Genomic DNA, 25,989 nt, shown 5'->3' on the forward strand with positions numbered 1-25,989 from the left:
TTCACCCAAGCTGGCACCGTATTGGCGTTACGGCTGTTCTGCGCTCGATCAGCAGACATCTCACAAGCCTGCTTGGGGCGGTAACCTCGAGAGCCAGTGTTGCGGCTCAACTCCCGACTGATGGTGGACTTGTGCCGGTCCAGCAGTTTGGCTATTTGAGACTGATCGTGTCCGGCTTTCATAAGGGCATGAATCTGATATCTTTCAGCTTGGCTGAGGTGTTTGTAGGTCATAAGCAACTTCGACTGCCAGGTCAAGAAGCTTTGAATGCTAAACATTCTCAGCCACCTAACCATTAGTTAATCAAAGTTGCACTTCGTGCTTGAATCCACCAAATAAATGTGTGAGTTGGAATTAAAAAAAGCCGCAGAGCGGCTTTTTCAGAAATAAATGGAAGAACTCAAGAACTGAACAAGAAGTTCATCACGTCGCCGTCTTTCACCACGTACTCTTTGCCCTCAGCACGCATCTTGCCCGCGTCTTTCGCACCTTGCTCGCCTTTGTATTGAATGAAGTCGTCAAAGGCGATGGTTTGGGCGCGGATGTAGCCCTTCTCGAAATCGGTGTGGATGACGCCAGCGGCTTGAGGGCCGGTGTCGCCCACATGGATGGTCCAAGCGCGTACTTCTTTCACACCCGCCGTGAAGTAGGTTTGCAAACCCAAGAGCGCGTAAGCGGAGCGGATGAGGCGGTTCAAGCCGGGCTCGCTTTGGCCCAGCTCTTGCAGGAACTCCAAGCGGTCTGCGTCGTCCATCTCGGACAACTCGGCTTCGATCTTGGCGCAGATGGCCACCACCGGCGCGTTTTGCGCTTGTGCAAAAGCTTTCAGGCGATCGAGGAAGGGGTTGTTTTCAAAGCCATCTTCAGACACGTTGGCCACAAACATGGCGGGCTTGGCGGTGATGAAGAAAAACTGCTTCAGTTCAGCGCGTTCTTCTTTGCTGAAGTCGATGGTGCGCACCGGCTTGGTGTCGTTCAAGGCGACTTGGCATTTCTCCAAAATGGCCAGTTGCTTGGCGGCTTCTTTGTCGCCAGAGCGGGCAATTTTGCTCACGCGGTGAATGGCTTTTTCAACCGCGCTCAAGTCGGCCAAACACAGCTCGGTTTGAATCACCTCAATGTCGGCAATCGGATCCACTTTGTTGGCCACATGAATGACGTTGTCGTCTTCAAAGCAACGCACCACATTCACGATGGCATCGGTTTCGCGGATGTGCGCCAAAAACTTGTTGCCCAAGCCTTCACCGGTGCTGGCACCGGCCACCAACCCGGCGATGTCCACAAACTCGACGATGGCGGGCACGATGCGCTCTGGCGTGATGATCTGCGCCAACTGTTGCAAACGCGTGTCGGGCACTTCCACCACGCCCACATTCGGCTCGATGGTGCAGAAGGGGTAGTTTTCAGCCGCGATACCCGCTTTGGTGAGGGCGTTGAACAGGGTGGACTTGCCTACGTTGGGCAAGCCCACGATGCCGCATTTCAAACTCATAACAATCCTTGGTATAGCGCGGTCTGGGGTTGTGCGCGAAAGGCGAAATTCTACGGGCAGGCAACTCCTACAATCATTTCATGGCTTCCAACTTTGATGTGTGCATTCGCGGTAGTGGCATGGTGGGCAGCAGCTTGGCGCTGTTGTTGGCCCGCCAACGGCTGCGCGTGGCCTTGCTGGGCAGCCCCACGCAGGCGCATGACGTTCGCGCCTTTGCGCTGAACGAAAGCGCCCGCAGCCTTTTAAGTGACTTGCGCTGCTGGCCGAATCCGCAACACGCCACACCGGTACAGACCATGCAGGTTTGGGGTGACGCTGGTGGCCAGTTGCAATTTCAATCACCCTCTTTGCACGGCCTCACTCACATCGTCGATGTGCCAGTGCTGGAAGACATGCTGCGCGAAGCGGTGGATTTTCAGCACACGATCGAGCGCGTGAACGAGCCCGTGAACGCCAAACTGACCGTGGTGTGTGAGGGCCGCAACAGCCAAACCCGCCAAGAACTGGGCGTGGCGTTCAACACCCTGCCCTACCAACAACAGGCCTTGTCCACGCGGGTGCGATGCGCACAACCGCACCGTCAACAAGCGCTGCAATGGTTTTCACAAAGCAACGGCGAGCTTGAAATTTTGGCGCTGCTGCCCTTGGGCGGCCCGCAAGGCCACGAGGCCGCTGTGGTCTGGTCTTTGCCGCCCGCCAAAGCACAAGCCATGCAAGCCCTGGAGCCCCATGCCTTGGCCCAAGCCCTTGGCGAAGCCAGCCAACTTGCGTTGGGCGCCTTGGACGTGACAGCCCCTGCGCAAACCTGGCCGCTGCAATTGGCCATGGCCGAACAGTGGAGTGGCCGCAACGCGCAAGGCGCATGGGTGTTGGCAGGCGACGCGGCGCACACCATCCACCCGCTTGCGGGTCTGGGTCTGAATTTGGGTTTGGGAGATGTGCGCGAATTGGCAGCAGTGCTGCATACCCGCGAAACCACTGAGTATTGGCGCGGCGTGGACGATGTGCATTTGCTGCGCCGTTATGAACGCGCCCGCAAAGCCGACATGCAAGGCGTGTGGCTGGCCTGCGATGGCTTGCAACGCTTGTTCAACCACCCCAACACCTTGGTGCAACACATTCGCAACTGGGGCATGAACAGCTTCAACCAACTCTCCCCGCTCAAGCAATGGACTGTGCAACAGGCCATGCACTGATTTTTTTCAAGGAACCCCATGCCCACCACCTTCCACTGGCCAGCTTTGTTGTTGGCCCTCCTCAGCAGTGTGTTGATGCAGTCTGCTTTTGCCCAAGGCGAAGAAGCCCAAATCCGCAAGACGCTGAAGGATCGCATGCCCCACGTCGGGCCGATTGACGAGGTGCGTCGCACCCCAATGGCCGGTGTATTTGAGTTGCGAGTCGATGGCACTGAGATTTTTTACACCGATGCCGGTGGCAATTTTTTGCTGCAAGGCCAGATGATCGATACGCGCACTCAGCGCAACTTGACAGAAGAACGTCAGCAAAAAATCACGGCCATCGATTTCAAAACCTTGCCCATCAAAGACGCGATCACCATCGTGCGCGGCAATGGCGAACGCAAATTGGCTGTGTTTGAAGACCCGAATTGCGGCTATTGCAAACGCTTCGAACGAGAACTGCACAAAGCCAACAACATCACGGTTTACATGTTCTTGTACCCCATCTTGGGCAAAGATTCTGCGGACAAATCCAAATTCATTTGGTGCGCCAAAGACCAAGTCAAGAGTTGGCAAGACTGGATGCTCCATGACACCCCGCCCGCCAGCGCCAATTGCGATGCAGCCGCCCTCAAACGCAATGTTGAATTTGGTCAAAAGATGAAAATCTCTGGTACGCCCACGCTGGTGTTCGCAGATGGCACCCGGGTACCTGGCGCCATCGATTTGGCACAAGTAGAAAAACTCTTGAACAAGCCATGAAACGACATTCAGCCGCTGTGCATTACCGCATAGCGGTACACGACTTGCACGCGCATCTCTGGTCGGTCACGCTCACGGTCGCTGAACCTTCAGAACTGCAGGTATTGCAACTGCCGGTGTGGATTCCAGGCAGTTACTTGGTGCGTGAATTTGCCAAGCAAGTCCTGCAAGTGCGGGCCACGCAACAAGGCCAAAACCTGAGCGTTCAACAAACCGACAAAGCCACTTGGCAAGTTGAAACAGACCCTGACCAACCGCTAGTTGTCAGTTACTTGGTGCACGCCTACGACAACTCGGTGCGCACCGCATGGTTGGATGCGCAACGCGGTTTTTTCAACCCCACGTCGTTGTGTTTGCGGGTCTGGGGCCAGACCGATGTGCCGCATGTGTTGGAACTGCCTGCGGTGCAGGAATGCCCGCAATGGCGTGTGGCCACGTCTTTGCGGGCTATGAAAATCAATGCCCATGGCTTTGGCAGTTACACCGCTGCCAACTACGACGAGTTGGCCGATGCGCCAGTTGAGATGAGCGACTTTTGGTCGGGCCATTTCAGCAGCAAAGGTGTGCCGCACCGTGTCGTGGTGACAGGCGCTGCACCCTCTTTTGACGGCACACGTTTATTGGCCGACATGCAAGCCATTTGCGACACCGAAATTGCTTTTTGGCATGGCAGAGGCAAAGCAGCACACAGCCACTATGTGTTTCTGATCAATGCCGTGGCCGATGGCTATGGCGGCTTGGAGCACCAGTACAGCACAGCCCTGATCTGCAAACGCGATGACCTGCCACGCAAGGGTGAGGCCACAGCCAGCGATGGCTACATTGGCTTGCTGGGCCTGATCAGCCACGAGTATTTCCACACGTGGAATGTGAAGCGCTTGCGCCCCGCCGCTTTCGAGCGCTACGACTACACGCAAGAAAACTACACCGACTTGCTGTGGTTCTTTGAAGGCTTCACCAGTTATTACGACGATGTGTTGTTGTGCCGCGCCGAGTTGATTTCACCAGCGGTGTATTTGAAGTTGTTGAGCAAAACCATCAACCAGGTGTGGCAAACACCGGGGCGCAAACGCCACAGCGCTGCCCAGTCCAGTTTTGAAGCCTGGACCAAGTACTACCGCACGGACGCCAACAGCGTCAACCTCACGGTCAGCTACTACACCAAGGGCGCACTGATTGGCCTGTGCCTGGACTTGTCCTTGCGTCAAAGCGGCCACAGCTTGGACGAGGTGATGCGCGGTTTGTGGAAGCGTTGCAAAGCAGGCCCCATGACCGAGCAAGATTTGTTAGCCGTGTTGAAAGACACCACCGGGCGCTCGTGGCAACGCGAGCTCAAGGCTTGGGTGCATGGCACAGCCGAGTTGCCGGTGCTGGATTTGCTGCAAGCCCAAGGCGTGAGCGTGTTGCAAGACGCGGCACCGATGGCGCAACAACTCGGTTTGCGGGTGCAAGAAAACCATGCGGTACAAATACAAACAGTGCTCAATGGGGGCGCTGCCGAAGCTGCTGGTTTTGCGCCGGGCGATGAATGGTTGGGTGTGGAATTGCCTGCCAGCAAACAAACTTCAACTGCTTGGCGATTGAAAAAACTAGACCAACTGCCACTGCTCTTGGGGCGCAGTCAACAATGCACGGCACTCATTTCACGTGATGGTCAGTTGCTGAAGTTGCCTTTGCGCTTGCCCAAGCAATCAGTGATGCAATACCGCTTGGGACTCACCAACCCGGTGCGCGTCGGCCAGTGGTTGGCCGACAAATAAAGCTTCAGCGCCCGCGCAAATCCAGCACCCGCTTGGCCTTGCCCTGGCTGCGTTCCACTTCGCCTTCCGCACACAATTGCACGGTAAGACTGCTGCCAATGTAGGCCTTGGCGTCATGCATCAGCGCTTGTGCAGCGACTTTCGCTTCGGCTGAATCGGGCGACACACCGCGGCGAGTTTCCACTTTCACACTCAGGTTGTCTAAGGGTCCTTCTTTGGAGAGCACGCACACATAGTGGGCACTCAAGACAGGTTGACGCAAGATGAGTTCTTCAATTTGTGAGGGAAACACATTGACGCCGCGCACGATCATCATGTCGTCGCTGCGGCCAGTGATTTTTTCCATGCGCCGCATGGTGCGTGCTGTGCCGGGCAACAAGCGGGTCAGGTCCCGGGTGCGGTAACGGATGATGGGCAAGGCTTCTTTGGTCAGGCTGGTGAACACCAGTTCACCCATCTCACCATCGGCCACCGGTTCACCGGTGTCGGGGTTGATGATCTCGGGGTAGAAATGGTCTTCCCAAATGGTCGGGCCATCTTTGGTTTCCACACATTCATTGGCCACACCCGGGCCGATGATTTCAGACAAGCCGTAAATATCCACCGCGTCAATGCCCATGCGTTTTTCAATCACTTGGCGCATGTCGTTGGTCCACGGCTCGGCGCCGAAAATACCAATGCGCAAACTGCTTTCGGCAGCTGACAAACCTTGTCGCTCAAACTCATCGGCCAAGGCCAGCATGTAGCTGGGGGTGACCATGATGATGTCGGGCTTGAAGTCTTGAATCAATTGCACTTGGCGTTCGGTTTGACCACCACCAAAGGGCACCACGGTGAGGCCCAGTTTTTCAGCGCCATAGTGCGCACCCAAACCGCCCGTGAACAAACCGTAGCCATAGCTGATGTGCACCATGTCGCCACGCCGCGCACCGGATGCGCGGATGCTGCGGGCCACGCAAGTGGCCCAGGTGTCGATGTCGTTGCGGGTGTAACCCACCACCGTGGGTTTGCCGGTGGTGCCACTGGACGCATGGACACGCACCACTTGTTCTCGCGGTACGGCAAACAGGCCAAACGGATAGCTGTCGCGCAAATCGGCCTTGGTGGTGAACGGCAACTTGGCCAAGTCTTGCAAGGACGTCACATCATCGGGGTGCACCCCGGCCGCATCAAACTTGGCGCGGTACACCGGAGAGTTGGCATACGCATGGTGCAGCGTGGCTTTGAGCCGTTGCAGTTGCAGCGCCCGCAACTCATCGATGCTGGCTTTTTCAATCGGTTCGAGGGGCAGGTTCATGTGGGCACCACTTGTCCTTGAATCTGTGCGCTTTTGCCGCGAAACAAAGCGATCACTTGGTCTTTTTGGTTGCGCACCGTCATGTCGTACACACCGTGTCGGCCACTCAAAACTTGCTCGACACCGACACAGGTGAGCACATCCCCCAGGAGCGCAGGCTTTAAAAATTCAATGCTGGCAGAAGACGCCACCGCCGCATTGTTGTGGCTGTTGCAAGCGAATGCGAACGTGGAATCGGCCAAGGTGAAGATGAAGCCGCCGTGGCACATTTGGTGGCCGTTCAAATGTTTGTCTTCCACAGTCATGCGCATGCTGGCCGTGCCGGGTTTGCAGTACAGCAGTTCCATGCCCATGGTTTGCCGCGATGCATGGTCAGCAGCGAACATGCGCTGCCCTACTTGCTGCGCCAAAGCCTCCGCGTTGATCTCGCTCATGCTTGACTCGCCTTTTTATTCGCCGGTGAATTGCGCGGGTCGTTTTTGCAAAAACGCGGTGACGCCTTCGATGTAATCATGGGTGCGGCCCAAAGCGGATTGCGCATCACGTTCGGCATCAAGTTGTTGGTTCAAGCTGCGTTGACCCGCATCGCGCAACAAAGCGCGGGTGGACACCAAGGCTTTGGTGGGCATGACGGCCAAGCGTTCGGCAAATTGCAGGGCTGCGGCCACGCTGTCCTCGGCCACGTCCCAAATCAGGCCCCATTCTTTGGCTTGTGGCGCCATCAGTTTGTCGCCGGTCATGGCCAAGGCAGTGGCTCGGGCCAAGCCCAAACGCTCGACCAAAAACCAACTGCTGCCAGCATCGGGAATCAAACCGATTTTGCTGAAGGCTTGAATGAAGCTGGCGCTGGGTGCGGCAATCGCCACATCACAGGTCATCACCAAAGACGCACCGGCCCCAGCAGCCACGCCATTCACCGCAGCGACGGTGGGCATGCGCAGGTTTTGCAAACGGCGGGTGGTGGGGTTGAAAGCTTGGTCGATGATCGGGCCGGGGTCGGCGCGTTCCACCAAATTGGGGCCATCGGCGAAATCAAATTCCGCCAAATCGGCACCGGCGCAAAAACCGCGGCCCGCGCCCGTGATGACCAGCGCACGGATGTTTTTGTTGGCTTCTGCTTTGTCCAGGATGGCCCACAGTTCATGGTGCATTTGGCGCGTGAAACTGTTCAAGGCTTGCGGGCGGTTCAAGGTCACCAGTCCGACATTGCCGCGCTCTTCGTACAAAACCGTGCTCTCACTCATGCTTGTCTCCTTTTTCTGGTAATTTAACACCCTGCCCCACAGTGCCGCTTGGGTATAGTGGAGCGCATCTGACACACACCCTGGAGCCATTGATGTCCTACGAATTCATTCAAGTGCGAACCGAAGCCGAACAAGTGGGCATCATCACGCTGAACCGCCCCAAGCAATTGAATGCGCTGCATGGTGAATTGATGGTGGAGTTGGGGCAAGCCCTCAAAGCATTTGACAGCGACCACAAGATCGGTTGCATCATCATCACCGGCAACGAAAAAGCCTTTGCCGCTGGTGCCGACATTGCCGCCATGGCCCAATTCAGCTTTGCCGAGGTTTACAACCAAGACTTCATCACCCGCGACTGGGAAACCATTCGCAGCATCCGCAAACCGGTCATTGCCGCGGTCAGTGGATTTGCATTGGGCGGCGGTTGTGAATTGGCCATGATGTGCGACTTCATCATCGCCGCTGAGAACGCCAAGTTTGGTCAACCCGAAATCAAGATTGGCATCATTCCTGGCGCTGGTGGCACACAGCGTTTGCCGCGTGCGATTGGCAAAGCCAAAGCCATGGATCTGGCCCTCACCGGTCGCATGATGAACGTGGACGAAGCCGAGCGTTCGGGCTTGGTCAGCCGCGTCGTGCCTTTGGACAAACTGATGGAAGAAACCCTGGCAGCGGCCTTGGTGATTTGCAGCCATTCACAATTGGCCGTGAAAGCCGCCAAAGAATCCGTGAACCGCGCGTTCGAGAGCAGCTTGTCCGATGGCGTGATGTACGAGCGTCGTATTTTTCAATCCCTGTTTGCCACCGAAGACCAAAAAGAAGGCATGGACGCTTTCCTCAACAAACGCACACCCGTTTTTAAACACCAATGAACACACGCCATTTATTCTTCTCGCCCAAACGGGCATGGGTTCGCATCCTGGCCAATGCATTGGCCGGGTTGGTATTGGCGGGCTTGCTGGTTTTCTTCATGGGCCCCAAGAATGAATTTGGCCCCAACACACCCACCGTTCGCGAATCCGCTCCTGCACAACTGAACGAACTTGACAACTGGCTCGCGCAAAACGAGGCCAAGGTGTCTGGCCTGAAACCCGGCACGGCCAAAGGCATTGTGTGGGCCCACGCAGACAAACAAGCCACCGAATGGGCCGTGGTCTATGTGCATGGTTTTTCCGCCAGCCGATTGGAAACTGCACCTGTGGCCGATGACCTGGCCAAGGCCCTTGGTGCCAATGTTTTTTACACACGATTAACAGGTCATGGCTTGCCAGGTGAGGCGATGGGTGAAGCCACGGCACAAGACTGGATGGCCGACACTTTGGAAGCCGTGCGCATTGGCAAAACCCTGGGTCGCAAAGTGCTGCTCATCAGTTGCTCCACGGGTTCTACCTTGGCCACTTGGTTGGCCACGTCGCCCGATGCCGCCATGGTGGACGCGCATGTGTTCATCTCCCCCAACTTTGGCTTGAAAAACAAAGCCTCCGAGTTGGTGAATGGCCATTGGGGGCACAAAATCGCCTATGCAGTGACCGGGCCCAAGGTGGTCTCCAATTCTGACAACCCACGTGATGCCGAGGGTTGGACGCAGTCCTATCCCACCAAAGCCCTGTTTCCGATGCTGGCCTTGGTGAAAAAAGTGCGCGACTCAGACCTGGGTAATTTCAAAACCCCCGTGTTGGTGCTCTACAGTGAAAAAGATGAAACCGTGGATCCCACTGAAACCAAGGAAGCTGTTGCACGCTTTGGCTCAGTGCAAAAAATCCTGACGCCCGTGGACTTCAGTCAAAGCAAAGGTCAACACGTCTTGGCCGGTGAAATTCGCGACCCGCAGGCTGTGACACCCATGGTGCAAGCCATTTTGAAGTGGGTTAAAGCACTGCCCTAAGCTCTCGCATGAGGTCTAAGTTTTGGATCTGCTTTGCATCAAACTTCATGCACTGGCGGCATGAAGTCTTTGCACAAAGCCAGCAATTCAGCCAAGCTTTCCACTTGCATTTTGGTCAGCACTTGGGCACGGTGTTTCTTCACTGTGTCGGCCATCACACCCGTGGACGCCGCAATGTCTTTGTTGCCATGTCCCAAAAGCATCAACGCAAACATGCTTTGCTCTCTGGGGCTCAATCCTTCGTAGAGGTTGGCCACGCGTTGCAAGCGCTTCTGATCGGCATGGCGTTGCGCATCCAGGGCCAAGCCCTTGTCGATGGCTTGCACCATTTGCATCTGGGTAAATGGTTTCCATAAAAAATCTATAGCGCCCAATTTCATGGCGTCAATGATTTCTTGGTTTTGACTGTCCCCACTCATGTAGATGATGGGCAAGGGCCAGTCTTGTGCATGCAAGGCTTTTTGCAAATCCAAGCCTGTCATCTTCGGCATACGCATGTCGAGCACCAGGACGGCTGGTGACACGCGCCTTGCTTGCTGCAAAAACTCAGCTGCGCTTGCATGGTCGGTCACGCCATAGCCAAGCTGACGCAACACATCGCCCAAATGAAAGCGAATGTCGTGGTCATCGTCCACCAAAAAAACATGGCCTTTGACTGTCATGGTGTGTGTGGGTTCATGGCTGCGTATTGTGTGTCCATCGCGGTCAATCTCAAGCTTTAAAAATAATCGTTAGGTATTCATCTGTTGCAACTATTTGTGGGTATGTGTGAGAAATTCCCCATTTGGGGATAGGTGAGACAGGGCTCCAGTGCCATATTTCGGTGCATGTTCACCTGTCTCACCTTTTAATTCATGGCCCTGTCTTCTGCATCAGATCCCAACATGCTGATTGAAGCAGGTCGGCTGTTGCATGAGGCACGCATCAAGCAAGGCTTGTCCATGGATGACATGTGCAAAAAACTCGGCATGCGGGCTGACCAAATTCGTGCCATTGAAGAAGGCAACGCTGCATTCTTTCAAAAAAGCACCCAACCGCTGATTTGGTTTGCAAGGCTTTATGCCAAAAAGCTGGGCGTGGATTTGCCCGATCTGGTGTTCAACCACATTCAACGCAGTACCCATAAAACCATCCCTGCAACAACCCATATTCCTGCGTTTTTAATGAAAACATCAGAAAAGAATAGATAGAAAAAATGGAAGAACAAACTTATCCCGCCAATGATTTATACATCCCCGATGGGGTGACATTTGTAGGGACCATCCATGCGCCAGGCATCGCTCAAATCAATGGACGCGTCACCGGCGAGATCACCTCCCATGTTTTGGACATCGGCCCCCAAGGTCACATCAAGGGCAAAGTAAGGGCGAAAGAAATCGATGTTTACGGCGTCTTGATGGACGATGTGGAGTGCAAAGGTTTGTTACAAATTCGCAAAACTGGAAAGGTGTCTGGCAAACTTGTTTATGCCGATCTTGACATCGAGCGCGGTGGCCAATTTCAAGGCGATATGCACAACAGCAGCAAATGAATCTACTGAGCTTTTTGGGCAGGTGGTATTCCACCGATTTGGCGATCGACTTGGGAACCGCCAACACTTTGATTTATGTGAAGAATCAAGGCGTTGTTCTGGATGAACCCTCTGTGGTGGCGATCCAGCACAACAGTGGTTCAGCCAACAACAAGAAGATGATTGCATTTGGGCAAGAAGCCAAGTCCATGCTGGGCAGGGTTCCCTTCAACATCGAAGCGATTCGACCCATGAAAGACGGCGTGATTGCCGACTTCACCGTCACCGAGCAAATGCTCAAGCATTTCATCCGCACCATCCATGCCAACAGCATCTTGCGGCCCAGCCCGCGCATCATCATTTGCGTGCCCTGCGGTTCGACGCAAGTGGAGCGACGCGCCATCCGCGAATCCGCTTTGGGTGCCGGAGCATCAGAAGTTTTTTTGATTGAAGAACCGATGGCGGCAGCCATTGGTGCGGGCCTGCCCGTGGCGGATGCCTGCGGCTCGATGGTGGTCGATATTGGCGGTGGCACCACCGAGGTGGGCATCATCTCGCTGGGTGGCATGGTGTACAAAGGCAGCGTGCGCATTGGCGGCGACAAGTTTGACGAAGCCATCGTCAACTACATCCGACGCAACTACGGCATGTTGATTGGCGACCAAACCGCCGAAAACTTGAAAAAACAAATTGGCGTGGCTTTCCCAAGTGCTGAATTCAAAGAAATGGACGTCACTGGGCGCAACCTGAGTCAAGGCATCCCGCAGTCTTTCACTGTGTCGGCTTCAGAAATATTGGAAGCGCTCACCGACCCGCTGAATGGCTTGGTCACTGCCATCAAGATTGCATTGGAAAACACACCACCTGAGCTCAGCTCCGACATCGCAGAGCGTGGCATCATGCTCACAGGCGGCGGTGCTTTGTTGCGCGACCTCGATCGATTGATCGCTGAAGAAACCGGTTTGCCCGTCATGTTGGCGGATGACCCCCTGACCTGCGTGGTGCGCGGTTGTGGCATGGCTTTAGAACGGTTGGACGGTGTGACAGGCATTTTTGCCCGCGAATGATGCAGTCCGGTTGAAGTCATTGCCTTCACTCTGATGGTGGAAGCAACAATGACCAGAAGCATTACAGTTTGCCCACAATGAACCTGGACACCCAAACCACGATCTTCATGATTTGCTTCGTGTATTTGATCTTGCACGGCGCCATTTGGTTGGCTCTGCAAGAGTACCGAAGCAATCAAGTCAAGCTGTGGTGTGCAGCTGGGATGTTCAGCGGCATGGCCGTGGTGCTGTTGGCCATGCGCGGTCAAATTCCTGAATTTTTGTTTTTGTATGTGGCCCAGTTGTTGATGCTCATCGGCAACTGGGGACGCATGGTGGCATTGCGCATGTATTTGCCTGCACAAGGCCAAGAACGCGCTTATTGGTCATACACCTTGGCACACCTGTTGTACTTTGTGGTGTTTGTTTATCTCACCTATTTTCTTCAAGCAGAGTGGGAAGCACTGATCTTGTTCTATGCTTTTTATGCAGTGATGTGTTTTGAGTATTTCCGCATGGGCCTTGAACTCCATCGCTTGCGTGAATCATTGGGGGCCAAGTTGCTCATGTGGGGTGGCTTGAGCTTGAGCAGCACTTTGGCGGTCCGCACGATGGGTGTCTACATGGCGGGCACCATTGACGACATCTATGCGCCCAGCTGGCACCAGGCTGTCATGGTGATTGGCCAATTCTTGGGCATCACCCTTAGCAATATTGCTTTTCTACGTGTCTTTTTAGAAATTGCCGAACGCCAAAAGTTGGCGGTGGCCCATGAATTGACACTGACGAATGAACGTGCAGACGCGATGCAACGCACCAGTTTGAACTTGAAACAGTTGCTGGCAGAGCGCGAAGAAATCATTCGACAACTCAGTCTGTTCAACAAGACGGCTGGCATGGGCGCCTTGGTGGCCAGCTTGGCGCATGAACTCAATCAGCCCTTGACCGTGATTCAGATGAACACCGACATGATTGAGCTCGTGTTGAATGAGCAGGATGGCCAAAACAAGCAAGACGCCAACATTGACAAGGCCATGACGGGTTTGCGCAAGGCGAACCAACGTGCGGCCACCATCATCACCACTTTGCGCAACATGTTTGGATCGGGTCGCAAGACCATCACCACCTTTGATTTCAATGAGCTGGTGCGAGATGTGTTGCTGCTTTGTCAGCCCAGCTTGCAGCGGCAATCGATTGAGTTGCAAGTGCAATTACACCCCCATGCATTGAATTTCACCGGCGACAAATCGCAGTTACAGCAGGTATTGTTGAACCTGATCACCAATGCCAGCGAGGCTTTTCCTGCCGCATTTCAAGGTACCAAGCAGATTCAACTGCAGACACAACTTGAAGGTGAGCAGATCTTGCTGAGTGTTTCGGACAACGGCAGTGGTATTTCTGCTGACATTGAATCGCAGGTGTTTGAACTGTTGCGCACGAGCAAAGACACGGGCATGGGCATTGGTCTGTGGCTGTCCAAAACCATTGTTGAATCACACCAAGGCTCGATCAATTTCACCACCGCCATGCACCAAGGCTCTGTCTTCACTGTGCGTTTACCGGCGATCAACGAGCCTTTGTACTATTGATGCAAGGCTTGTGGGTGCGGGGACCAACACGCTTCCTTGATTTCAAAGAACAGACTTCTGATCTTTGATTCTTCAGCGAAATCTGCGGGAATTTATCCCTACAAAACCAAGACCTATTTGTTTGCGTTTAAAACCCTGCCTGAAATCTTGTTCAACCAAGATGATCGCAAGGAAATTCAATGATCAAGATTCTGTTGGTAGATGATCACGCCATTGTTCGAGAGGGTTATGTCCGCTTGATCAACGCCACGCAAGGTTTCCAAGTGGTGGCCCAGGCCAGTTCTGGCGAAGAGGCCTATGAAATATTGAAAATCGTTGACACGGACGTGGTCATCACTGATTTTTCAATGCCAGGTATTTCAGGACTGAAGTTCATCGAAAGAGCCCTCACCAGAGACCCAGAACTCAAGATCATCATGTGCAGCATGCATGCCTCGTTGCACATCATGAACTTGGCGCTGAAGCTTGGCGCCAAAGGCTTTGTCAGCAAGTCATCCAACCCTCAAAACATCCTTGCTGCCATCCTTGCTGTTGCAGACGACAGTATCTACTTGAGTGACGATCTTCAAAAGCTTAAAAATGAAGATCAGATGAATCCAGACAGGCAACAGTTAGAAAGCTTGACCTCCTCCGAGTTTGAAACATTCAAGATGCTGGCGAAGGGTCTTTCTATTTCAGCCATTGCGCAACACATGAATTTGTCAGAAAAAACCATCAACAATTACCAAACGCAAATACGGATTAAATTGAAACTTGACACCCCTGCACAGTTGGTTCACTTCGCTTTGCGCAACGGGATCATCATGCCCACGCTGTCTATCCACCATTGAAGTTTGTCGAACTGTCTTGCCGTCAGCGGATGATGCTTTTGGGAATTTTTCACAACATGATGCTTCATAGTATTTCTACTTAGCTTTTCATAAAACCGCAAGCCAATAATGACCAGGAGAGTTGGTTTGAACAGAATCATGATCCATGAAGATGTTCTTTCCGATTTCTTGAATTTGAAACCAACAACTGGTGATTTCTTTTGATCCACCTTTCGTAACAATGGAGACAGCATGAAATTTAGTACAACACTCAAATCAGGAATGATGGCAGCAGGTCTTGTTGCCGGCCTGATTGGCGCTCAGTCCGCTTTGGCAGTCACTGTCAAAGTTGAACAATTTATCGAAGCCAAAGACCCATGGGGCATGGCCGCCATGAAAGACGGCACTTTTTTCTTCACTGAAAAATGCGCTGGCCTCTCTGTTCGCACATCATCAGGAAGCATCAATAAACTGTTGGGCATCGGTGGTTCATCTGGTTTCTCCGCAACCAAAAATGATTTGTTTTGCGACGGACAAGCTGGTGTCTTAGGTGTTGCAGTTGACCCTGAGTTCGACAAGAATCGTTATGTCTACCTGCGTTCCACCTCCAAAGGTGACAACCGTGCTTTCGGTGGCTACGCCAACATTCTGATGCGCATGAAAGTCAGCGCAGACATGAAGAGCGTTTCCGACGTCACTGAAATCATCAACGACATGGGTTACAAGCCCAAGAAATCCAACCACCCCTTCGGTGGCCCCGGTGCGCACAACGGTGGCGCTTTGGCCTTCGGTCCTGATGGCTTCTTGTATGTCACCATTGGCGACAACCACAACGGCCCTGGCCCCCAAGACGGTACCAAGCTGATCGGTAAGGTTCTGCGTGTTGACCGCGACGGCAAAGCCGCTGCTGGCAACAACCCACCTGCTGGTTTCGACAAGCGTATCTTCACATACGGTCACCGCAATCCTCAAGGCATCACATTCCGTGGTAACGATGTTTACATCTCGGAAAATGGTCCTTGGCACTCTGACGAAGTGACCAAATTGGTCAACGGCGGCAATGGCGGCTGGGATCCACGTGAAAATGTGAATGGTCGTCCCGCATGTCCAGATGGCTACTGCGGTTACTCGCCCAACCAAATGGGTGCCATGCCTCAGAAAGAACGCGCTGCGTTCATGTCTATGACTGACTTGAAAGCCTACCCCAATGCACTGAAGCCTGCCTTCAACAACGGTGGCTTGTCACAAGGCATGTGCGGTAGCGCATGGTTGGTTGGCAAACAGTGGAAAGAATGGGAAGGCCGCTTGGCTGTTGGCTATGCAGGTATTGGTATCCACGGCACACCCGTTGGCAACCGTATCGACATCCTTGATGTAGCAAAAGACGGCATGTCTGCCAAGAAAATTGAAATGTCTTACCCAGACTACGCTGGTCGTGTGCGTCACTTGCACTCAGCTGAAGGCGTTTTGTACGTGGGCGACGAAGCTCGTGGTGCCATCTTCAAGGTAACACCTCAGTAATGTCTCTGGCTTAACCGCCTCTGAAACGCGCTGCATTCGTGCAGCGCGTTTTTTCATTTAACAACGCTTTCTCGTGTGTCCTTGTTGTTTGACTTGTCAGCACATGGTTCTTCTTAAATTGTGATCATGAACAACTTATCCACTTCTCCTGATTCTTCTTTTGTCTTGCGTTTTTTTGGTTTGATGTTGTTTGCTGCATTGTTTTTTTCTGCTAAAAACGTATATGCAGAGAGCGACCCGCTGAAAAAACTCATGCTCACCAACAACTGCCTCGCTTGCCACCAAATTGACAAGCGCAAGTACGGGCCACAGTTCGATGAGATCCCTGCAAAGTACGTCAATGACAACGCCGCTGTGGCCAAACTGGCTGCCAAAATCAAAGCTGGCGGTACCGGTGTCTGGGGTGAGGACTACATGCCTCCACAACCCCAGGTTTCAGATGCTGATGCCAAGCGCATGGCAGAGCTGATCTTGACGCTCAAACCAACCAAGTAAGACTCTTCTTTTCCACACAACCAGCGCCTCAGCGCTGGTTTTTTTTTGTCATTTCCCAGCCTGGACAACTGATGCACACCTCATCTTGACCCTTGGATGCTCTGATTTAATGCGAATCATTCTTATTTGCTGTAGGATTGGCTTCTTCGGAAATCTGCTGGGAAACTTATGAATGTGATTAAAAATTATGCATTTGCCGTGACATTGGCCATTGCAAACCATGGCACAGCAGTGCTGGCAGAGGAACCCAGTTTGCCGCGCATTGACGTGCTGGGTGGATCGGAACAAGACTTGGCCAAAGTACCTGGCGCCGCGCAAGTCATCACCGCCCAAGAACTGGCACGCATGCAACCCTTGTCCACCGAAGCGGCCCTCAAGCAAGTGCCTGGTGTGGTCATCAAGCCAGAAGAAGAGTCCGCGGTTGTGGCCAATATTGGCATGCGCGGACTGAGTGCGGGTGAATACAAAACCTTGATTTTGGAAGATGGCGTGCCAGTGGCCGCCGATTTATTTTTTGGCAACAGCAGGTACTACAACCCACGCGTTCAGCGCATGAACAGCATTGAAGTGCTCAAGGGTGCGGCATCGCTGCGGTATGGCCCCAACACCATCGGTGGTGTGATCAATTACAAAACCAAAGATCCAATCGATGGAGCATCGATCGCAACGCGCATCGGTTCTCATCAGTACCTTGAAACAACACTTGAAGCTGGTGGCCGATCCAGTTCGGGTGATGCAGTCGCTGGACTGGTCTACACACAAGCCAGCAGTGATGGCTTCCAAAACAAAGGGTTTGATATGCAAGACCTGATGCTCAAAGCTGGGATGACCATGGGCGACAAACAATGGTTGGGCATCAAAATCACACATTACGAAAACGATGCCAATATTTCTTATCGCGGTTTGTTCAAGGATGCGTTTGATGCGCGTGCCAAATTCAATCCCGCACCCGATGATTGGTTTTTAACTGACAGAAATTCCTTGGACATCAACCACGAGTGGGAAATCAGTCAGGACACGCGCTTGAACACTGTTGTGTACTGGAGTGAATTGCAACGAGACTACTGGCGCTATGGACTGAAAACACCGGCCACAAGCCTTCAAGATGGCTTGAAAACTTGGAGTTACAGCGACAGCTTGGATGGAAACAACCGTTCATTTCAAAGAACAGGCATAGATTCACGGCTGACCACGAAACACACCAGCCTGGGTGTGTCCAACGAAGCTGAAATAGGTGTGCGGTGGATGCGAGAAAGCATGCGCGATCAAAAAATCGCTGCCACCAGAGCGCATCCACGCAGTGGCACGCTTGGCACCGATGTGATTCAAAGCGCAAACAGCTTGGCTTTGTTTGCCCAAAACCGATTTGATCTGAATGAACAAATCAGCATCACACCTGGCCTTCGCGCCGAAGTCTATGAACAAATAACAGACGACTTGAAAAGCATGACTGACGGTCAGTCTCAAAACACCGAATACATGCCAGGCATAGGCGCAACTTGGAAGGTCACGCCCGAAGCTCAACTTTATGGCGGCGTCTACAGGGCATTCTCACCGCCCTACAACAGCACATCGATTGTCAGCGGCAATGATTTGAATTTAGGCGCAGAACGCTCTCTCAATTTAGAAATTGGCGTCAGAGGGCAACAAGATGCCTTGTCTTATGAATTAACGGCATTTCGCATGGACTTTGACAACCAAGTGATTCGCGCCAACAGCAATGGCGGCGACCCTGGCAATGGCGGCAAAACCTTGCATCAAGGTGTTGAATTGGGCGTGGCCTGGGCGGTGAACAAGGCCATTCGCATCGAGGGCAGCACAACCTATGTGCCCGATGCCAAATTTATAGAAAACCGTTATTCATCCACTGGCGTCCTGCTTGCGAAAAAAGACAACCGGGTGAGTTACAGCCCAGAATGGGTCAGCCATGTGCAGTTCGTCTACCAGCAGGGGCCCTTGATGACGGCGCTGGGCATTCAACACGTGGGTGCCCAAATGACAGACACCTTGAACACGGTCAGGTTGACTGAAAGCACAAGCGGTTTTTTCACGGGTCAGATTGATGGCTACACCACAGCAGACCTCACCGCAAGCTATCAAGTCCATCCGCAGTGGAGCATGACAGCCGCAGTGAAGAACATCACAGACACCCACTACATCGCAAGCTTGCGTCAAGGCATTTATGCCGGACCTTCCAGAAGTTATGAATTGGGATTTAAATTCAAATTTTGAAACGCTGTCTGCTGCGTTCAACCGGACAGAGCATCAGCCCTGCGGCCAGGGGTCAAGGTGTGCCTAAATAGTCGCGCTTGCCAATCTCGACACCATTGTGACGAAGAATTGCAAAAGTCGTCGTGATGTGAAAGTACAAATTAGGCATGGCATGACCCAGCAAAAACTGCATGCCTGTGTAATGCGTTTCTTTGTCGCCTCGTTTGGTCACGATGGCTTTGTCTTCTGTTCCATCAATTTGAGCCGCAGTGAAACCCTGCACATAGGCGATGGTTTTGGCGACACGTTCCTTCAGATCGGCCAAACTTTTTTCATCATCCGCGTAAGCAATCATTTCAACGCCAGCCAAGCGTGCCACCACACCTTTGGCAGTATCCGAGGCAATTTGAACTTGTTTGACCAGCGGCAGCATGTCTGGGTACAGACGAAATTGAGTCAAGGCATCTTCATTCCATTTTTTAGATTCAGCGTGTTTCTCGGCTTTATCCAAAATATGCAACAAGCTCTTGAGCATGTTTTCAATACGCGGCACGCTGGCGTGATACATGGAAATGGTCATGGCATTCTTTCTTAAGAAGTGAATCTGTTGTTGCGAAATACTAATTTGAAGCTCATGATACTTGCAAGCATTGATATCCTTGGCTTCAGTTCTGCAAGTCTTGTAACATGCGCATCCATGATGAACTACACCTCCGTACCCGACAACTTGCCAGAGCCTGTTGATGATGGCGCCGCCAATCACTTGAAGGGCATGCAGCTGCCATCCATTTCAATGCCGAGCACCAGCGGTCAACTTATCAAGCTCGACACCATCCAAGGCTGGTTGGTGATTTATTGTTATCCGATGACGGGTGTTCCAGGTGTGCCCTTGCCTGCCAATTGGGACCAAATTCCTGGTGCCCGCGGTTGCACCCCTCAAAGCAATGCTTACAAGGAGGTTCATCCTCAGTTACGTGCGATGGGTGTGGAAATTTTTGGCTTGAGCACACAAACCACCGCCTATCAACAAGAATTGGCAGAACGACTTCAACTGCCCTTCGCAATTCTCAGCGACCATCAACTTGAATTCCAACAAGCCTTGAAATTGCCCACTTTTGAGTCAGCGCAAAACACTTTGCTCAAGCGGTTGACCATGATTGCCAAAGATGGTGTTATTCAAGCCGTTCATTACCCTGTGTTTCCAAGCCATGCAGATGCAGCTTGGACACTTGCCTATTTGAAAGCTGTCATTCAAGGAAAACGACTGCCAGATTGACACGCACAAGGGTTCATCAAGAAACGACAGAAACTTGAATCATTATTTTGTGGAGCTCATGTCACCCACAAATTGTCCACCTCGATCAATATCAATTTCCAAATAGCTGAGCTTGCCAGTGACTTTTCCTGTCTTGTGGATTTTTAGCAATCCCTTGCAGGTGATGTCATTTTCCAATTTGCCATGGACTTGTATGCCTTGTGCATGGACTTTTCCCCGAATATTGCCTTGCTCTCCAACCTCAAGTTCTTTGCAATTGATTTCACCTGATACGTCACCGTTGATCTGTGCAAATCCGGGTACGTGGATAGACCCAACAAAAGTCACACCTTCAGGGATCAATAAATCATTGTTGTGGTTTGAGACATTGGACATAAAAAAATGGGTTAATTGAATAACTTAGATCTTATTGCAAATTGAAGTAGTGCTAATAGTTGAATTGCCATCGGTCATGGCATCACTCTGAATTACAAACTGATGGTCAAAGATGGCTCATGGGGTCGCGTCGGTGAATATAAGATGGTCAAAATTCATATCAACAGTTGAAGCTGATCCCAAGGACCCCACCATGAATTCTTCCTTCGTCACTTTTACATCAACAGCTTTGCTGATGATGTCCTTGGGCAGTGCTGCCGTGGGGCAGAGCTTGGATCAAAAATTCACGGTCGTTGAACCAGATCAAGTGCAGTGGAAAGACTATGGCAAAGGCATCAAAATGGCCGTCATTTCTGGCGATCCATCCAAGCCAGGCCCCTATGTCATTCGTGTGGTGTTTCCTCCAGGCATCATGAGTGCACCCCACTACCACCGTGAGGACAGGTATGTCACTGTGATGCAAGGTACATGGTTGGCAGGCACAGACGACAGTTGGGACCCTCAGTCCACACAGCCCTTGCGAGCAGGCAGCTACATGCAGCACCCAGCGGGTGCGATTCACTATGACGGTGGTGGCACAGAAGGAGCCACGGTGCAAATCATGGGCATTGGACCAAGCAGCACGACTTTCTTGTTTCCGCAAGTTGGGGATTTTGGTGAGCCGCGCAAGCTGAAATGATGGATGAGATGACCATTCGTTTTGCAAGAATCAACTTTGAACTGGCTGCAGATGAATGCACACCAGAGGACATCGATGCATGGATGGAAGTGCTTGATGATGCAGTGAATTGGGCTGACACCCAAGATTACAAGCTGTTCTTCAATCAAGCGCTTTCGGTGATTGGAGTCAGTATCCCAGTGAGTCCTGGAGAGATCGAATTGTTGGAAGCAGGTGCAGCACTGGGCACCGTCAAACTGGAAGTTGTGTTGAGTGAGCTCAAGTTTGAGAACCTGTGGCTCAGCGTGCAAAATCAAGACACTGATGTGATTTCTGCCCGCTGAGTCTGCCCTGCGTACACATGAAACACTAAAAGGACGATGCCCTCATATCCTCATCGACATTCTGCTTGTCGTGTTTAGATAGTAGATTGGCAGGGTTTGCAATTGAATGCACCCCTTTAAGCCATAAAGTTGTTCTTGTATTGAAAAGTGTTTCTTAATTTGTGTTGAAGGTTCAAACAATGTACACGCATGTCTTTGCATCTATCTGTCAATCTGCCATTTCTTGATCCATCATGCGCTCAACAACATACGCTCTTGACTCGACATGGCGACCTTTGCTGAAAGACATGGGGTTGTCGATTGCGAACATTCTGAGACGAGCAGGCCTACCAGATGATTTGCTGAACCGACCGGCCGTCAGACTTCATGCAGATGATTTTCATTTGTTTTGGAAGTCCATTGAGGAAGAATCAAATGACCCCCTGCTTCCATTGACGTTGATTCGGTCGATTCGAAGTGAATCATTTTCACCGCCCCTGTTTGCTGCACTGTGCAGTCCAAATTTGCATATTGCAGCCAAACGCATCTCACGCTACAAAGATCTGGTTGCACCCATACGCCTGGATGTCAGAGACACAGAACAAGAATTGATTGTTGAGTTTGCATGGCCGCCCTCCAATAATCCTGCCCCTGCCTCGTTGGTACTGACCGAACTTTTATTTATTGTGACTTTCGCACGCATGGGTACACGCGAAAAAATTCTTCCCAACCATGTGACAACGGACCATTTGCCTGCAAACAAAAATGCATTCAAAGACTTTTTAGGTGTGCCGGTTCAACGAGGCAGCAGTCACTGCGTTGCTTTCAAAAAATCTGATGCTCTCAGGCCATTTCTCACGGCCAACGAAGATATGTGGTCAGCATTTGAACCTGAGCTTAGATTGAGACTGGCTCAAAATGGCGCTGCCATCAGTGTGAGGCAACGTGTACGCATGGCTTTGCTAGAGGCATTACCTGGCGGGGGCATCAAAATGGGAGCAGTTGCAAAACGCATTGGCATGAGCCAAAGATCACTTCAGCGACATTTGGAAATCGAAGGACAAAACTATAAAACTTTACTGCAAAGCATCAGACTAAATTTGTCACAGCACTATTTGCAAAACACCAGTCTACCCACGGCTGAAATTGCTTTTCTCTTGGGCTTTGAAGAACCAAATTCGTTTTTTCGTGCCTTCCGAAGTTGGACTGGCACGACCCCAGAACAATTCAGGCAAACCTCATTGTTGGCCAATATCAATATGCAGTCCTGACTGTTTGTTTTTGCATCGCAGACTTGCTGCTCAACCCACATTTAAAAAAATGAATTCCATCAAGCATGACCATCAAGCTCAAGATTTTTTATACACAACCAGACTCACGCCAAAGCAACAGGCATTTGTCGACAGTGTTCTTGCTGGTCATAGCTATATTGATGCATACAAACTGGCCTACGACACAAAATCTTCTCATAAAGTGATTGGAATAAGTGCGAATGCTTTACTCAAAAATCCCAAAATAATCAAAGCCATTCATACACAACGACTAGAGCTACAAAAGTCAATGTCAATTGCTTTAGACAAACACAATCTCCAAATGCACTTGGCTACCGAGTTGAAGGAGTTGTATCCAAAAATTCAAGACGAACAGACTCGCATCAAGGTGCTGGAAATGCTGATTTCAATCAGTCAATCTAACTCAGTATGACTTTTTTTAAAAGGCCAAAATCAAATGTCCCTCTTCAAACTAACGCGCTCAAATCTGAAATTACTCTTCTCGTTTTTTATCGTGCTTTCAACCTCTGCATCAAGCACAGATCTTCTTGTTGAAAAATCCAGTCATTTTGATGGAAAGCATTTTTTCAATCAACCACTTGAACCAGAAATGCAAAGTGCATGGAGAGTTTGGTGGCATTACTTCACAACGCCTAGAGTTGATGCCATTCCAGAAAAACCCTTGCCAGTTCAGAAATTGGAATGGGCCACTTGGAATGCATTGCCAGCAGACAAGGTTCATGTTGTTCGACTGGGACATTCTTCACTTCTTTTGAAATTACATGGACAACAGTGGCTGATAGATCCTGTTTTCAGTGAGAGAGCTTCGCCTTTGAGTTTTATCGGCCCCAAACGATTTCACCCTTTGCCAATTGATGTTGACAACATGCCTATGATCGAAGGCGTCATCATTTCACATGATCATTACGATCATCTTGATGCTGAAACCATCAAACGCATTCACCCCAAAGTCAAACAGTTTGTAACAACCTTGGGCGTTGGCAAGATTTTGAAAGACTTTGGTGTTCCCGCAGATAAAATCAAAGAACTTGATTGGCATCAATCTGCCAGTTATGCAGGTGTAAAACTAACAGCTGAACCAGCTCAACATTTTTCAGGGCGCGGTTTGTTTGATCGCAACACAACGCTTTGGGCCTCATGGGTCATTGAAAGCCAAGTGAATGCTGATCCTGTGAAAATTTTTTACAGCTCAGATTCAGGCTACTTTGAGGGCTTCAAGAAAATTGGGGCTAAGCATGGCCCATTTGATCTGACCATGATTGACACTGGGGCCTGGGACAAGATGTGGGCAAGTATCCACATGAACCCAGAAGAAAGCGTTCAAACGCACTTGGATGTGCAGGGAAAGGTGATGATGCCTGTCCATAACAGTACCTTTGATTTGGCATTGCATCCTTGGTACGAGCCCCTGGAGCTGGTCAGCGCAATCGGGGCTCGCCAGCAAGTTGTGTTGGCCACACCCATGATGGGTGAGGTTTACGTCGTTGGTTCCGTGCCATCGATCAATCCATGGTGGCGAAAGTTGATGCCAGCATTCAGCAATTGAGCCCCGTTTGAAAGCTGATTACTTTCCAGTGTGATTGGCTGCGATGAAATTGCCAATCTCTGAATAAAACAAATACAAAGTAGCCTTTGTCTTGTCACTGGCCGCTGGATTTTTGATGACAACTTTCCATTCCTTTCCTTTTTCGCCATCTATGATCGTGATGGATTCAGGAGGGATCGCTTTCCAAGCAGCGTCGAGCTTGCCGCGAGCGATCAATCGTTGCACCCGTTTGTCTGCACACTTGAGAACCGTTTCTTTGGCAGCAGGTTTGCTACCGTGGAAATGGCAGTCTTCACCAGCACCCGCAAAAACCGATTGCGAAACAGTGATAGTCAATGCAGTGGCCAAGAGTTTGATGAGTTGTTTCATGAATGATCCTTTGAATCAGAGTGAATTTCGAGGAGATGTGGTGGCGTTTTGTATTTCCATATCCTCATGAATATGGATATGTTCTTCCACAGGGAATCGGAAAAGCTCAGCATTCGTATCGTGCTGGTAACCATGCAATTGAACAAACAGCAAGTAGATACCTGCTGCCATCAAGCCCAAATTTGCAAAGTAGCTGAATCGCAAAAAAGAGCTTGATTTTCTAAAGAGGGCCAGCACACCCACCATGACAATGAGTGCGGCAATTTGTCCCAGTTCAACGCCAATATTGAAGCTCAAGATGCGCAGCAGCATTTGCCAAGCATCATCGCCCAAGGGAAGTTGTTGTAAACGAGTTGAGAGTCCAAAGCCGTGCAATAAACCAAAGGCGAAAACCATGCCAAGCAGATTTGGCGAAGGCATGTTGAAATGCTTTTCAAAGCCGCCGTTGTTGTCAAAGCCTTTGTAGATGACGCTGACCGCAATGATGGCATCAACCAACCAAAAATTCCATGTGATTTGGAAATAGGTGGCAAACACCAAGGTGATGCAGTGACCGACCGTGAACACAGTGACAAACTTCACAATGTCCTTGAAGGTGCTTAAGAAAAACACCACGCCAAGCAAAAACAGCAAGTGGTCGTAGCCCGTGAGCATGTGACTGGCACCCAGTCCCACATACTGCATATAACCGCCATCCAACATGCGTTGCTTGTCCGCGTCACTGATGCCGTGTGCAAACACAAGCAATGGCAAAAGCAAGAGCAGCAGACTGCTTGTTTTGAATGAGAAGTTCAATTTCATGACAACCCTTTTGAAATAAATAGGAAAGCACCCAAACTATCCAGATAATATCCAAAGGCATTTGACTTGTTTTGCCCTCACCGAATTAGATGCTCAGCCATGTGGAAATAACCCAGAGCGCCCCATACAGCAAGGAGCTTGCAATCAATCCGGTCTGCGCCAATGCAAATTTGGATAACGCTGCAGCTTTGGGCGCGATACGTTTTCTTGATGAATTCACAAGCGACTTCAAGAAAGATTGAAATTCGGGTTGTGCGCAGAACATCCAGGGTCAATAGGGCATCACTGATCGATGGAAACTGATAATTTTCCATTGCCCATTTTGCAAAGCAAGCGCCATGCTTATCCTTCCAGCTGCTTCTACTGGCGGACCATTCACCATGATTTTCCAACGATCGAATCAGGTGATTTTGGCTAATGCTCCTTCTTTTGTATTTGCGATTGCTGGTGAGTTCATAAAGATCAGTGGTTACAAAAAAGCAGGATTTAATTCCAACCGCTTCTTTCAATAGAGTCTGGATCTATTCAGTCAACCTTAACCCATTTGCAA

30 protein-coding genes are annotated in these 25,989 nt (G+C 51.2%); 19 read left to right on the forward strand and 11 right to left on the reverse strand.

Annotation, left to right across the window (positions count from 1 at the left end; all coding sequences use genetic code 11):
• Together AC8GFP_RS08825 and ychF are read right to left on the reverse strand one after the other, a co-directional pair.
• Positions 1 to 233 (reverse strand): transposase (locus AC8GFP_RS08825; RefSeq protein ID WP_506612337.1); only part of this gene is annotated, 233 nt, incomplete at its 3' end.
• Positions 234 to 400: 167 nt separating this feature from the next.
• Positions 401 to 1,492 carry a redox-regulated ATPase YchF gene (gene ychF / locus AC8GFP_RS08830; protein ID WP_506612339.1) on the reverse strand — a complete coding sequence of 364 codons (1,092 nt, stop codon included), beginning with the start codon at positions 1,490 to 1,492 and terminating at the stop codon, positions 401 to 403.
• Positions 1,493 to 1,572: 80 nt separating this feature from the next.
• On the opposite strand from ychF, the gene AC8GFP_RS08835 reads away from it, so the two are divergent.
• From AC8GFP_RS08835 to AC8GFP_RS08845, 3 genes are read left to right on the forward strand one after another with little or no spacing between them, the layout of a single operon-like run.
• Positions 1,573 to 2,688 carry an FAD-dependent monooxygenase gene (locus AC8GFP_RS08835; RefSeq protein WP_506612341.1) on the forward strand — a complete coding sequence of 372 codons (1,116 nt, stop codon included), beginning with the start codon at positions 1,573 to 1,575 and terminating at the stop codon, positions 2,686 to 2,688.
• Positions 2,689 to 2,706: 18 nt separating this feature from the next.
• Positions 2,707 to 3,432 carry a DsbC family protein gene (locus AC8GFP_RS08840; RefSeq protein ID WP_506612343.1) on the forward strand — a complete coding sequence of 242 codons (726 nt, stop codon included), beginning with the start codon at positions 2,707 to 2,709 and terminating at the stop codon, positions 3,430 to 3,432.
• Positions 3,429 to 5,192: a M61 family metallopeptidase gene (locus AC8GFP_RS08845; protein WP_506612345.1), complete on the forward strand. Its 1,764-nt coding sequence runs from the start codon at positions 3,429 to 3,431 to the stop codon at positions 5,190 to 5,192. Before AC8GFP_RS08840 ends, AC8GFP_RS08845 begins: the two co-directional genes overlap by 4 nt.
• A 4-nt stretch (positions 5,193 to 5,196) precedes the next feature.
• Here AC8GFP_RS08845 and paaK read toward each other — a convergent pair whose 3' ends face one another.
• From paaK to AC8GFP_RS08860, 3 genes are read right to left on the reverse strand one after another with little or no spacing between them, the layout of a single operon-like run.
• Positions 5,197 to 6,489: a phenylacetate--CoA ligase PaaK gene (gene paaK / locus AC8GFP_RS08850; protein WP_506612347.1), complete on the reverse strand. Its 1,293-nt coding sequence runs from the start codon at positions 6,487 to 6,489 to the stop codon at positions 5,197 to 5,199.
• Complete coding sequence (paaI, locus tag AC8GFP_RS08855) at positions 6,486 to 6,923, reverse strand: hydroxyphenylacetyl-CoA thioesterase PaaI (protein ID WP_506612348.1); 438 nt, start codon at positions 6,921 to 6,923, stop codon at positions 6,486 to 6,488. The genes paaK and paaI overlap by 4 nt, the downstream gene beginning before the upstream one ends.
• A gap of 15 nt (positions 6,924 to 6,938) precedes the next feature.
• Positions 6,939 to 7,733, reverse strand: coding sequence for an enoyl-CoA hydratase-related protein (locus AC8GFP_RS08860; RefSeq protein ID WP_506612350.1), 795 nt, complete (start codon positions 7,731 to 7,733; stop codon positions 6,939 to 6,941).
• 92 nt (positions 7,734 to 7,825) lie between these two features.
• On the opposite strand from AC8GFP_RS08860, the gene AC8GFP_RS08865 reads away from it, so the two are divergent.
• A complete protein-coding gene (locus AC8GFP_RS08865) occupies positions 7,826 to 8,605 on the forward strand; it encodes an enoyl-CoA hydratase (RefSeq protein ID WP_506612351.1) in 780 nt (259 codons plus the stop codon).
• Positions 8,602 to 9,618, forward strand: coding sequence for an alpha/beta hydrolase (locus AC8GFP_RS08870; RefSeq protein WP_506612353.1), 1,017 nt, complete (start codon positions 8,602 to 8,604; stop codon positions 9,616 to 9,618). Before AC8GFP_RS08865 ends, AC8GFP_RS08870 begins: the two co-directional genes overlap by 4 nt.
• Before the next feature lie 38 nt (positions 9,619 to 9,656).
• Here AC8GFP_RS08870 and AC8GFP_RS08875 read toward each other — a convergent pair whose 3' ends face one another.
• The gene (locus AC8GFP_RS08875) at positions 9,657 to 10,280 is read right to left on the reverse strand and encodes a response regulator transcription factor (RefSeq protein ID WP_506612355.1); all 624 of its coding nucleotides are present in this window, start codon (positions 10,278 to 10,280) and stop codon (positions 9,657 to 9,659) included.
• A gap of 192 nt (positions 10,281 to 10,472) precedes the next feature.
• Here AC8GFP_RS08875 and AC8GFP_RS08880 point away from each other — a divergent pair, with 192 nt between their 5' ends.
• The 8 genes from AC8GFP_RS08880 to AC8GFP_RS08915 all read left to right on the forward strand — a co-directional run bounded on the left by AC8GFP_RS08880 (position 10,473) and on the right by AC8GFP_RS08915 (position 18,820).
• Positions 10,473 to 10,808, forward strand: coding sequence for a helix-turn-helix domain-containing protein (locus tag AC8GFP_RS08880; protein WP_506612357.1), 336 nt, complete (start codon positions 10,473 to 10,475; stop codon positions 10,806 to 10,808).
• 5 nt (positions 10,809 to 10,813) lie between these two features.
• The gene (locus tag AC8GFP_RS08885) at positions 10,814 to 11,149 is read left to right on the forward strand and encodes a bactofilin family protein (RefSeq protein WP_506612359.1); all 336 of its coding nucleotides are present in this window, start codon (positions 10,814 to 10,816) and stop codon (positions 11,147 to 11,149) included.
• Positions 11,146 to 12,195, forward strand: coding sequence for a rod shape-determining protein (locus AC8GFP_RS08890; RefSeq protein ID WP_506612361.1), 1,050 nt, complete (start codon positions 11,146 to 11,148; stop codon positions 12,193 to 12,195). The genes AC8GFP_RS08885 and AC8GFP_RS08890 overlap by 4 nt, the downstream gene beginning before the upstream one ends.
• 77 nt (positions 12,196 to 12,272) lie before the next feature.
• Positions 12,273 to 13,763: a sensor histidine kinase gene (locus AC8GFP_RS08895; protein WP_506612363.1), complete on the forward strand. Its 1,491-nt coding sequence runs from the start codon at positions 12,273 to 12,275 to the stop codon at positions 13,761 to 13,763.
• Between the two features lie 179 nt (positions 13,764 to 13,942).
• Entirely contained in the window at positions 13,943 to 14,593 is a 651-nt protein-coding gene (locus tag AC8GFP_RS08900) for a response regulator (RefSeq protein WP_506612365.1), read from the forward strand.
• A 231-nt stretch (positions 14,594 to 14,824) separates the two neighbouring features.
• The gene (locus AC8GFP_RS08905; protein WP_506612367.1) at positions 14,825 to 16,093 is read left to right on the forward strand and encodes a PQQ-dependent sugar dehydrogenase; all 1,269 of its coding nucleotides are present in this window, start codon (positions 14,825 to 14,827) and stop codon (positions 16,091 to 16,093) included.
• Between the two features lie 126 nt (positions 16,094 to 16,219).
• Positions 16,220 to 16,588: a c-type cytochrome gene (locus AC8GFP_RS08910; protein WP_506612369.1), complete on the forward strand. Its 369-nt coding sequence runs from the start codon at positions 16,220 to 16,222 to the stop codon at positions 16,586 to 16,588.
• Positions 16,589 to 16,756: 168 nt separating this feature from the next.
• Positions 16,757 to 18,820, forward strand: coding sequence for a TonB-dependent receptor family protein (locus AC8GFP_RS08915; RefSeq protein ID WP_506612371.1), 2,064 nt, complete (start codon positions 16,757 to 16,759; stop codon positions 18,818 to 18,820).
• Between the two features lie 52 nt (positions 18,821 to 18,872).
• On the opposite strand, the gene AC8GFP_RS08920 is transcribed toward AC8GFP_RS08915, so the two are convergent.
• Positions 18,873 to 19,379 carry a DUF1993 domain-containing protein gene (locus tag AC8GFP_RS08920; protein ID WP_506612373.1) on the reverse strand — a complete coding sequence of 169 codons (507 nt, stop codon included), beginning with the start codon at positions 19,377 to 19,379 and terminating at the stop codon, positions 18,873 to 18,875.
• A gap of 18 nt (positions 19,380 to 19,397) precedes the next feature.
• Here AC8GFP_RS08920 and AC8GFP_RS08925 point away from each other — a divergent pair, with 18 nt between their 5' ends.
• The gene (locus AC8GFP_RS08925) at positions 19,398 to 20,075 is read left to right on the forward strand and encodes a peroxiredoxin (RefSeq protein WP_506612374.1); all 678 of its coding nucleotides are present in this window, start codon (positions 19,398 to 19,400) and stop codon (positions 20,073 to 20,075) included.
• 42 nt (positions 20,076 to 20,117) lie between these two features.
• Here the strand turns inward: AC8GFP_RS08925 and AC8GFP_RS08930 are convergent, their stop codons facing one another.
• Positions 20,118 to 20,450, reverse strand: a complete 333-nt coding sequence (locus tag AC8GFP_RS08930) for a bactofilin family protein (protein WP_506612376.1) — start codon at positions 20,448 to 20,450, stop codon at positions 20,118 to 20,120.
• A 193-nt stretch (positions 20,451 to 20,643) separates the two neighbouring features.
• On the opposite strand from AC8GFP_RS08930, the gene AC8GFP_RS08935 reads away from it, so the two are divergent.
• The 5 genes from AC8GFP_RS08935 (at position 20,644) to AC8GFP_RS08955 (ending at position 24,269) form a co-directional block, all read left to right on the forward strand.
• Positions 20,644 to 21,129, forward strand: coding sequence for a cupin domain-containing protein (locus AC8GFP_RS08935; protein WP_506612378.1), 486 nt, complete (start codon positions 20,644 to 20,646; stop codon positions 21,127 to 21,129).
• Positions 21,129 to 21,452 carry a hypothetical protein gene (locus AC8GFP_RS08940; RefSeq protein ID WP_506612380.1) on the forward strand — a complete coding sequence of 108 codons (324 nt, stop codon included), beginning with the start codon at positions 21,129 to 21,131 and terminating at the stop codon, positions 21,450 to 21,452. Before AC8GFP_RS08935 ends, AC8GFP_RS08940 begins: the two co-directional genes overlap by 1 nt.
• 275 nt (positions 21,453 to 21,727) lie before the next feature.
• Positions 21,728 to 22,702: an AraC family transcriptional regulator gene (locus AC8GFP_RS08945; protein ID WP_506612382.1), complete on the forward strand. Its 975-nt coding sequence runs from the start codon at positions 21,728 to 21,730 to the stop codon at positions 22,700 to 22,702.
• A 49-nt stretch (positions 22,703 to 22,751) separates the two neighbouring features.
• Entirely contained in the window at positions 22,752 to 23,135 is a 384-nt protein-coding gene (locus tag AC8GFP_RS08950; protein ID WP_506612384.1) for a terminase small subunit, read from the forward strand.
• A 24-nt stretch (positions 23,136 to 23,159) separates the two neighbouring features.
• Entirely contained in the window at positions 23,160 to 24,269 is a 1,110-nt protein-coding gene (locus AC8GFP_RS08955) for an MBL fold metallo-hydrolase (RefSeq protein ID WP_506612385.1), read from the forward strand.
• A gap of 18 nt (positions 24,270 to 24,287) precedes the next feature.
• On the opposite strand, the gene AC8GFP_RS08960 is transcribed toward AC8GFP_RS08955, so the two are convergent.
• The 3 genes from AC8GFP_RS08960 to AC8GFP_RS08970 form a co-directional block, all read right to left on the reverse strand.
• Complete coding sequence (locus AC8GFP_RS08960) at positions 24,288 to 24,638, reverse strand: DUF6488 family protein (RefSeq protein ID WP_506612387.1); 351 nt, start codon at positions 24,636 to 24,638, stop codon at positions 24,288 to 24,290.
• A 15-nt stretch (positions 24,639 to 24,653) separates the two neighbouring features.
• A complete protein-coding gene (locus AC8GFP_RS08965; protein WP_506612389.1) occupies positions 24,654 to 25,439 on the reverse strand; it encodes a HupE/UreJ family protein in 786 nt (261 codons plus the stop codon).
• A gap of 77 nt (positions 25,440 to 25,516) precedes the next feature.
• Complete coding sequence (locus tag AC8GFP_RS08970; protein WP_506612391.1) at positions 25,517 to 25,948, reverse strand: hypothetical protein; 432 nt, start codon at positions 25,946 to 25,948, stop codon at positions 25,517 to 25,519.
• Positions 25,949 to 25,989: the final 41 nt, after the last annotated feature.

Origin of the sequence: Limnohabitans simekii (SeqCode), assembly GCF_965234735.1 — a bacterium.
In the GTDB taxonomy this organism is placed as follows: domain Bacteria; phylum Pseudomonadota; class Gammaproteobacteria; order Burkholderiales; family Burkholderiaceae_C; genus Limnohabitans; species Limnohabitans simekii.

Excerpts from the sequence above, each read along its gene's own strand:
- ychF (WP_506612339.1), bottom strand. The coding sequence starts at position 1,492 with ATGAGTTTGAAATGCGGCATCGTGGGCTTGCCCAACGTAGGCAAGTCC.
- AC8GFP_RS08835 (WP_506612341.1), top strand. The coding sequence starts at position 1,573 with ATGGCTTCCAACTTTGATGTGTGCATTCGCGGTAGTGGCATGGTGGGC.
- AC8GFP_RS08840 (WP_506612343.1), top strand. The coding sequence starts at position 2,707 with ATGCCCACCACCTTCCACTGGCCAGCTTTGTTGTTGGCCCTCCTCAGC.
- AC8GFP_RS08845 (WP_506612345.1), top strand. The coding sequence starts at position 3,429 with ATGAAACGACATTCAGCCGCTGTGCATTACCGCATAGCGGTACACGAC.
- paaK (WP_506612347.1), bottom strand. The coding sequence starts at position 6,489 with ATGAACCTGCCCCTCGAACCGATTGAAAAAGCCAGCATCGATGAGTTG.
- paaI (WP_506612348.1), bottom strand. The coding sequence starts at position 6,923 with ATGAGCGAGATCAACGCGGAGGCTTTGGCGCAGCAAGTAGGGCAGCGC.
- AC8GFP_RS08860 (WP_506612350.1), bottom strand. The coding sequence starts at position 7,733 with ATGAGTGAGAGCACGGTTTTGTACGAAGAGCGCGGCAATGTCGGACTG.
- AC8GFP_RS08865 (WP_506612351.1), top strand. The coding sequence starts at position 7,826 with ATGTCCTACGAATTCATTCAAGTGCGAACCGAAGCCGAACAAGTGGGC.
- AC8GFP_RS08870 (WP_506612353.1), top strand. The coding sequence starts at position 8,602 with ATGAACACACGCCATTTATTCTTCTCGCCCAAACGGGCATGGGTTCGC.
- AC8GFP_RS08875 (WP_506612355.1), bottom strand. The coding sequence starts at position 10,280 with ATGACAGTCAAAGGCCATGTTTTTTTGGTGGACGATGACCACGACATT.
- AC8GFP_RS08880 (WP_506612357.1), top strand. The coding sequence starts at position 10,473 with ATGGCCCTGTCTTCTGCATCAGATCCCAACATGCTGATTGAAGCAGGT.
- AC8GFP_RS08885 (WP_506612359.1), top strand. The coding sequence starts at position 10,814 with ATGGAAGAACAAACTTATCCCGCCAATGATTTATACATCCCCGATGGG.
- AC8GFP_RS08890 (WP_506612361.1), top strand. The coding sequence starts at position 11,146 with ATGAATCTACTGAGCTTTTTGGGCAGGTGGTATTCCACCGATTTGGCG.
- AC8GFP_RS08895 (WP_506612363.1), top strand. The coding sequence starts at position 12,273 with ATGAACCTGGACACCCAAACCACGATCTTCATGATTTGCTTCGTGTAT.
- AC8GFP_RS08900 (WP_506612365.1), top strand. The coding sequence starts at position 13,943 with ATGATCAAGATTCTGTTGGTAGATGATCACGCCATTGTTCGAGAGGGT.
- AC8GFP_RS08905 (WP_506612367.1), top strand. The coding sequence starts at position 14,825 with ATGAAATTTAGTACAACACTCAAATCAGGAATGATGGCAGCAGGTCTT.
- AC8GFP_RS08910 (WP_506612369.1), top strand. The coding sequence starts at position 16,220 with ATGAACAACTTATCCACTTCTCCTGATTCTTCTTTTGTCTTGCGTTTT.
- AC8GFP_RS08915 (WP_506612371.1), top strand. The coding sequence starts at position 16,757 with ATGAATGTGATTAAAAATTATGCATTTGCCGTGACATTGGCCATTGCA.
- AC8GFP_RS08920 (WP_506612373.1), bottom strand. The coding sequence starts at position 19,379 with ATGACCATTTCCATGTATCACGCCAGCGTGCCGCGTATTGAAAACATG.
- AC8GFP_RS08930 (WP_506612376.1), bottom strand. The coding sequence starts at position 20,450 with ATGTCCAATGTCTCAAACCACAACAATGATTTATTGATCCCTGAAGGT.
- AC8GFP_RS08935 (WP_506612378.1), top strand. The coding sequence starts at position 20,644 with ATGAATTCTTCCTTCGTCACTTTTACATCAACAGCTTTGCTGATGATG.
- AC8GFP_RS08940 (WP_506612380.1), top strand. The coding sequence starts at position 21,129 with ATGGATGAGATGACCATTCGTTTTGCAAGAATCAACTTTGAACTGGCT.
- AC8GFP_RS08950 (WP_506612384.1), top strand. The coding sequence starts at position 22,752 with ATGAATTCCATCAAGCATGACCATCAAGCTCAAGATTTTTTATACACA.
- AC8GFP_RS08955 (WP_506612385.1), top strand. The coding sequence starts at position 23,160 with ATGTCCCTCTTCAAACTAACGCGCTCAAATCTGAAATTACTCTTCTCG.
- AC8GFP_RS08960 (WP_506612387.1), bottom strand. The coding sequence starts at position 24,638 with ATGAAACAACTCATCAAACTCTTGGCCACTGCATTGACTATCACTGTT.
- AC8GFP_RS08965 (WP_506612389.1), bottom strand. The coding sequence starts at position 25,439 with ATGAAATTGAACTTCTCATTCAAAACAAGCAGTCTGCTGCTCTTGCTT.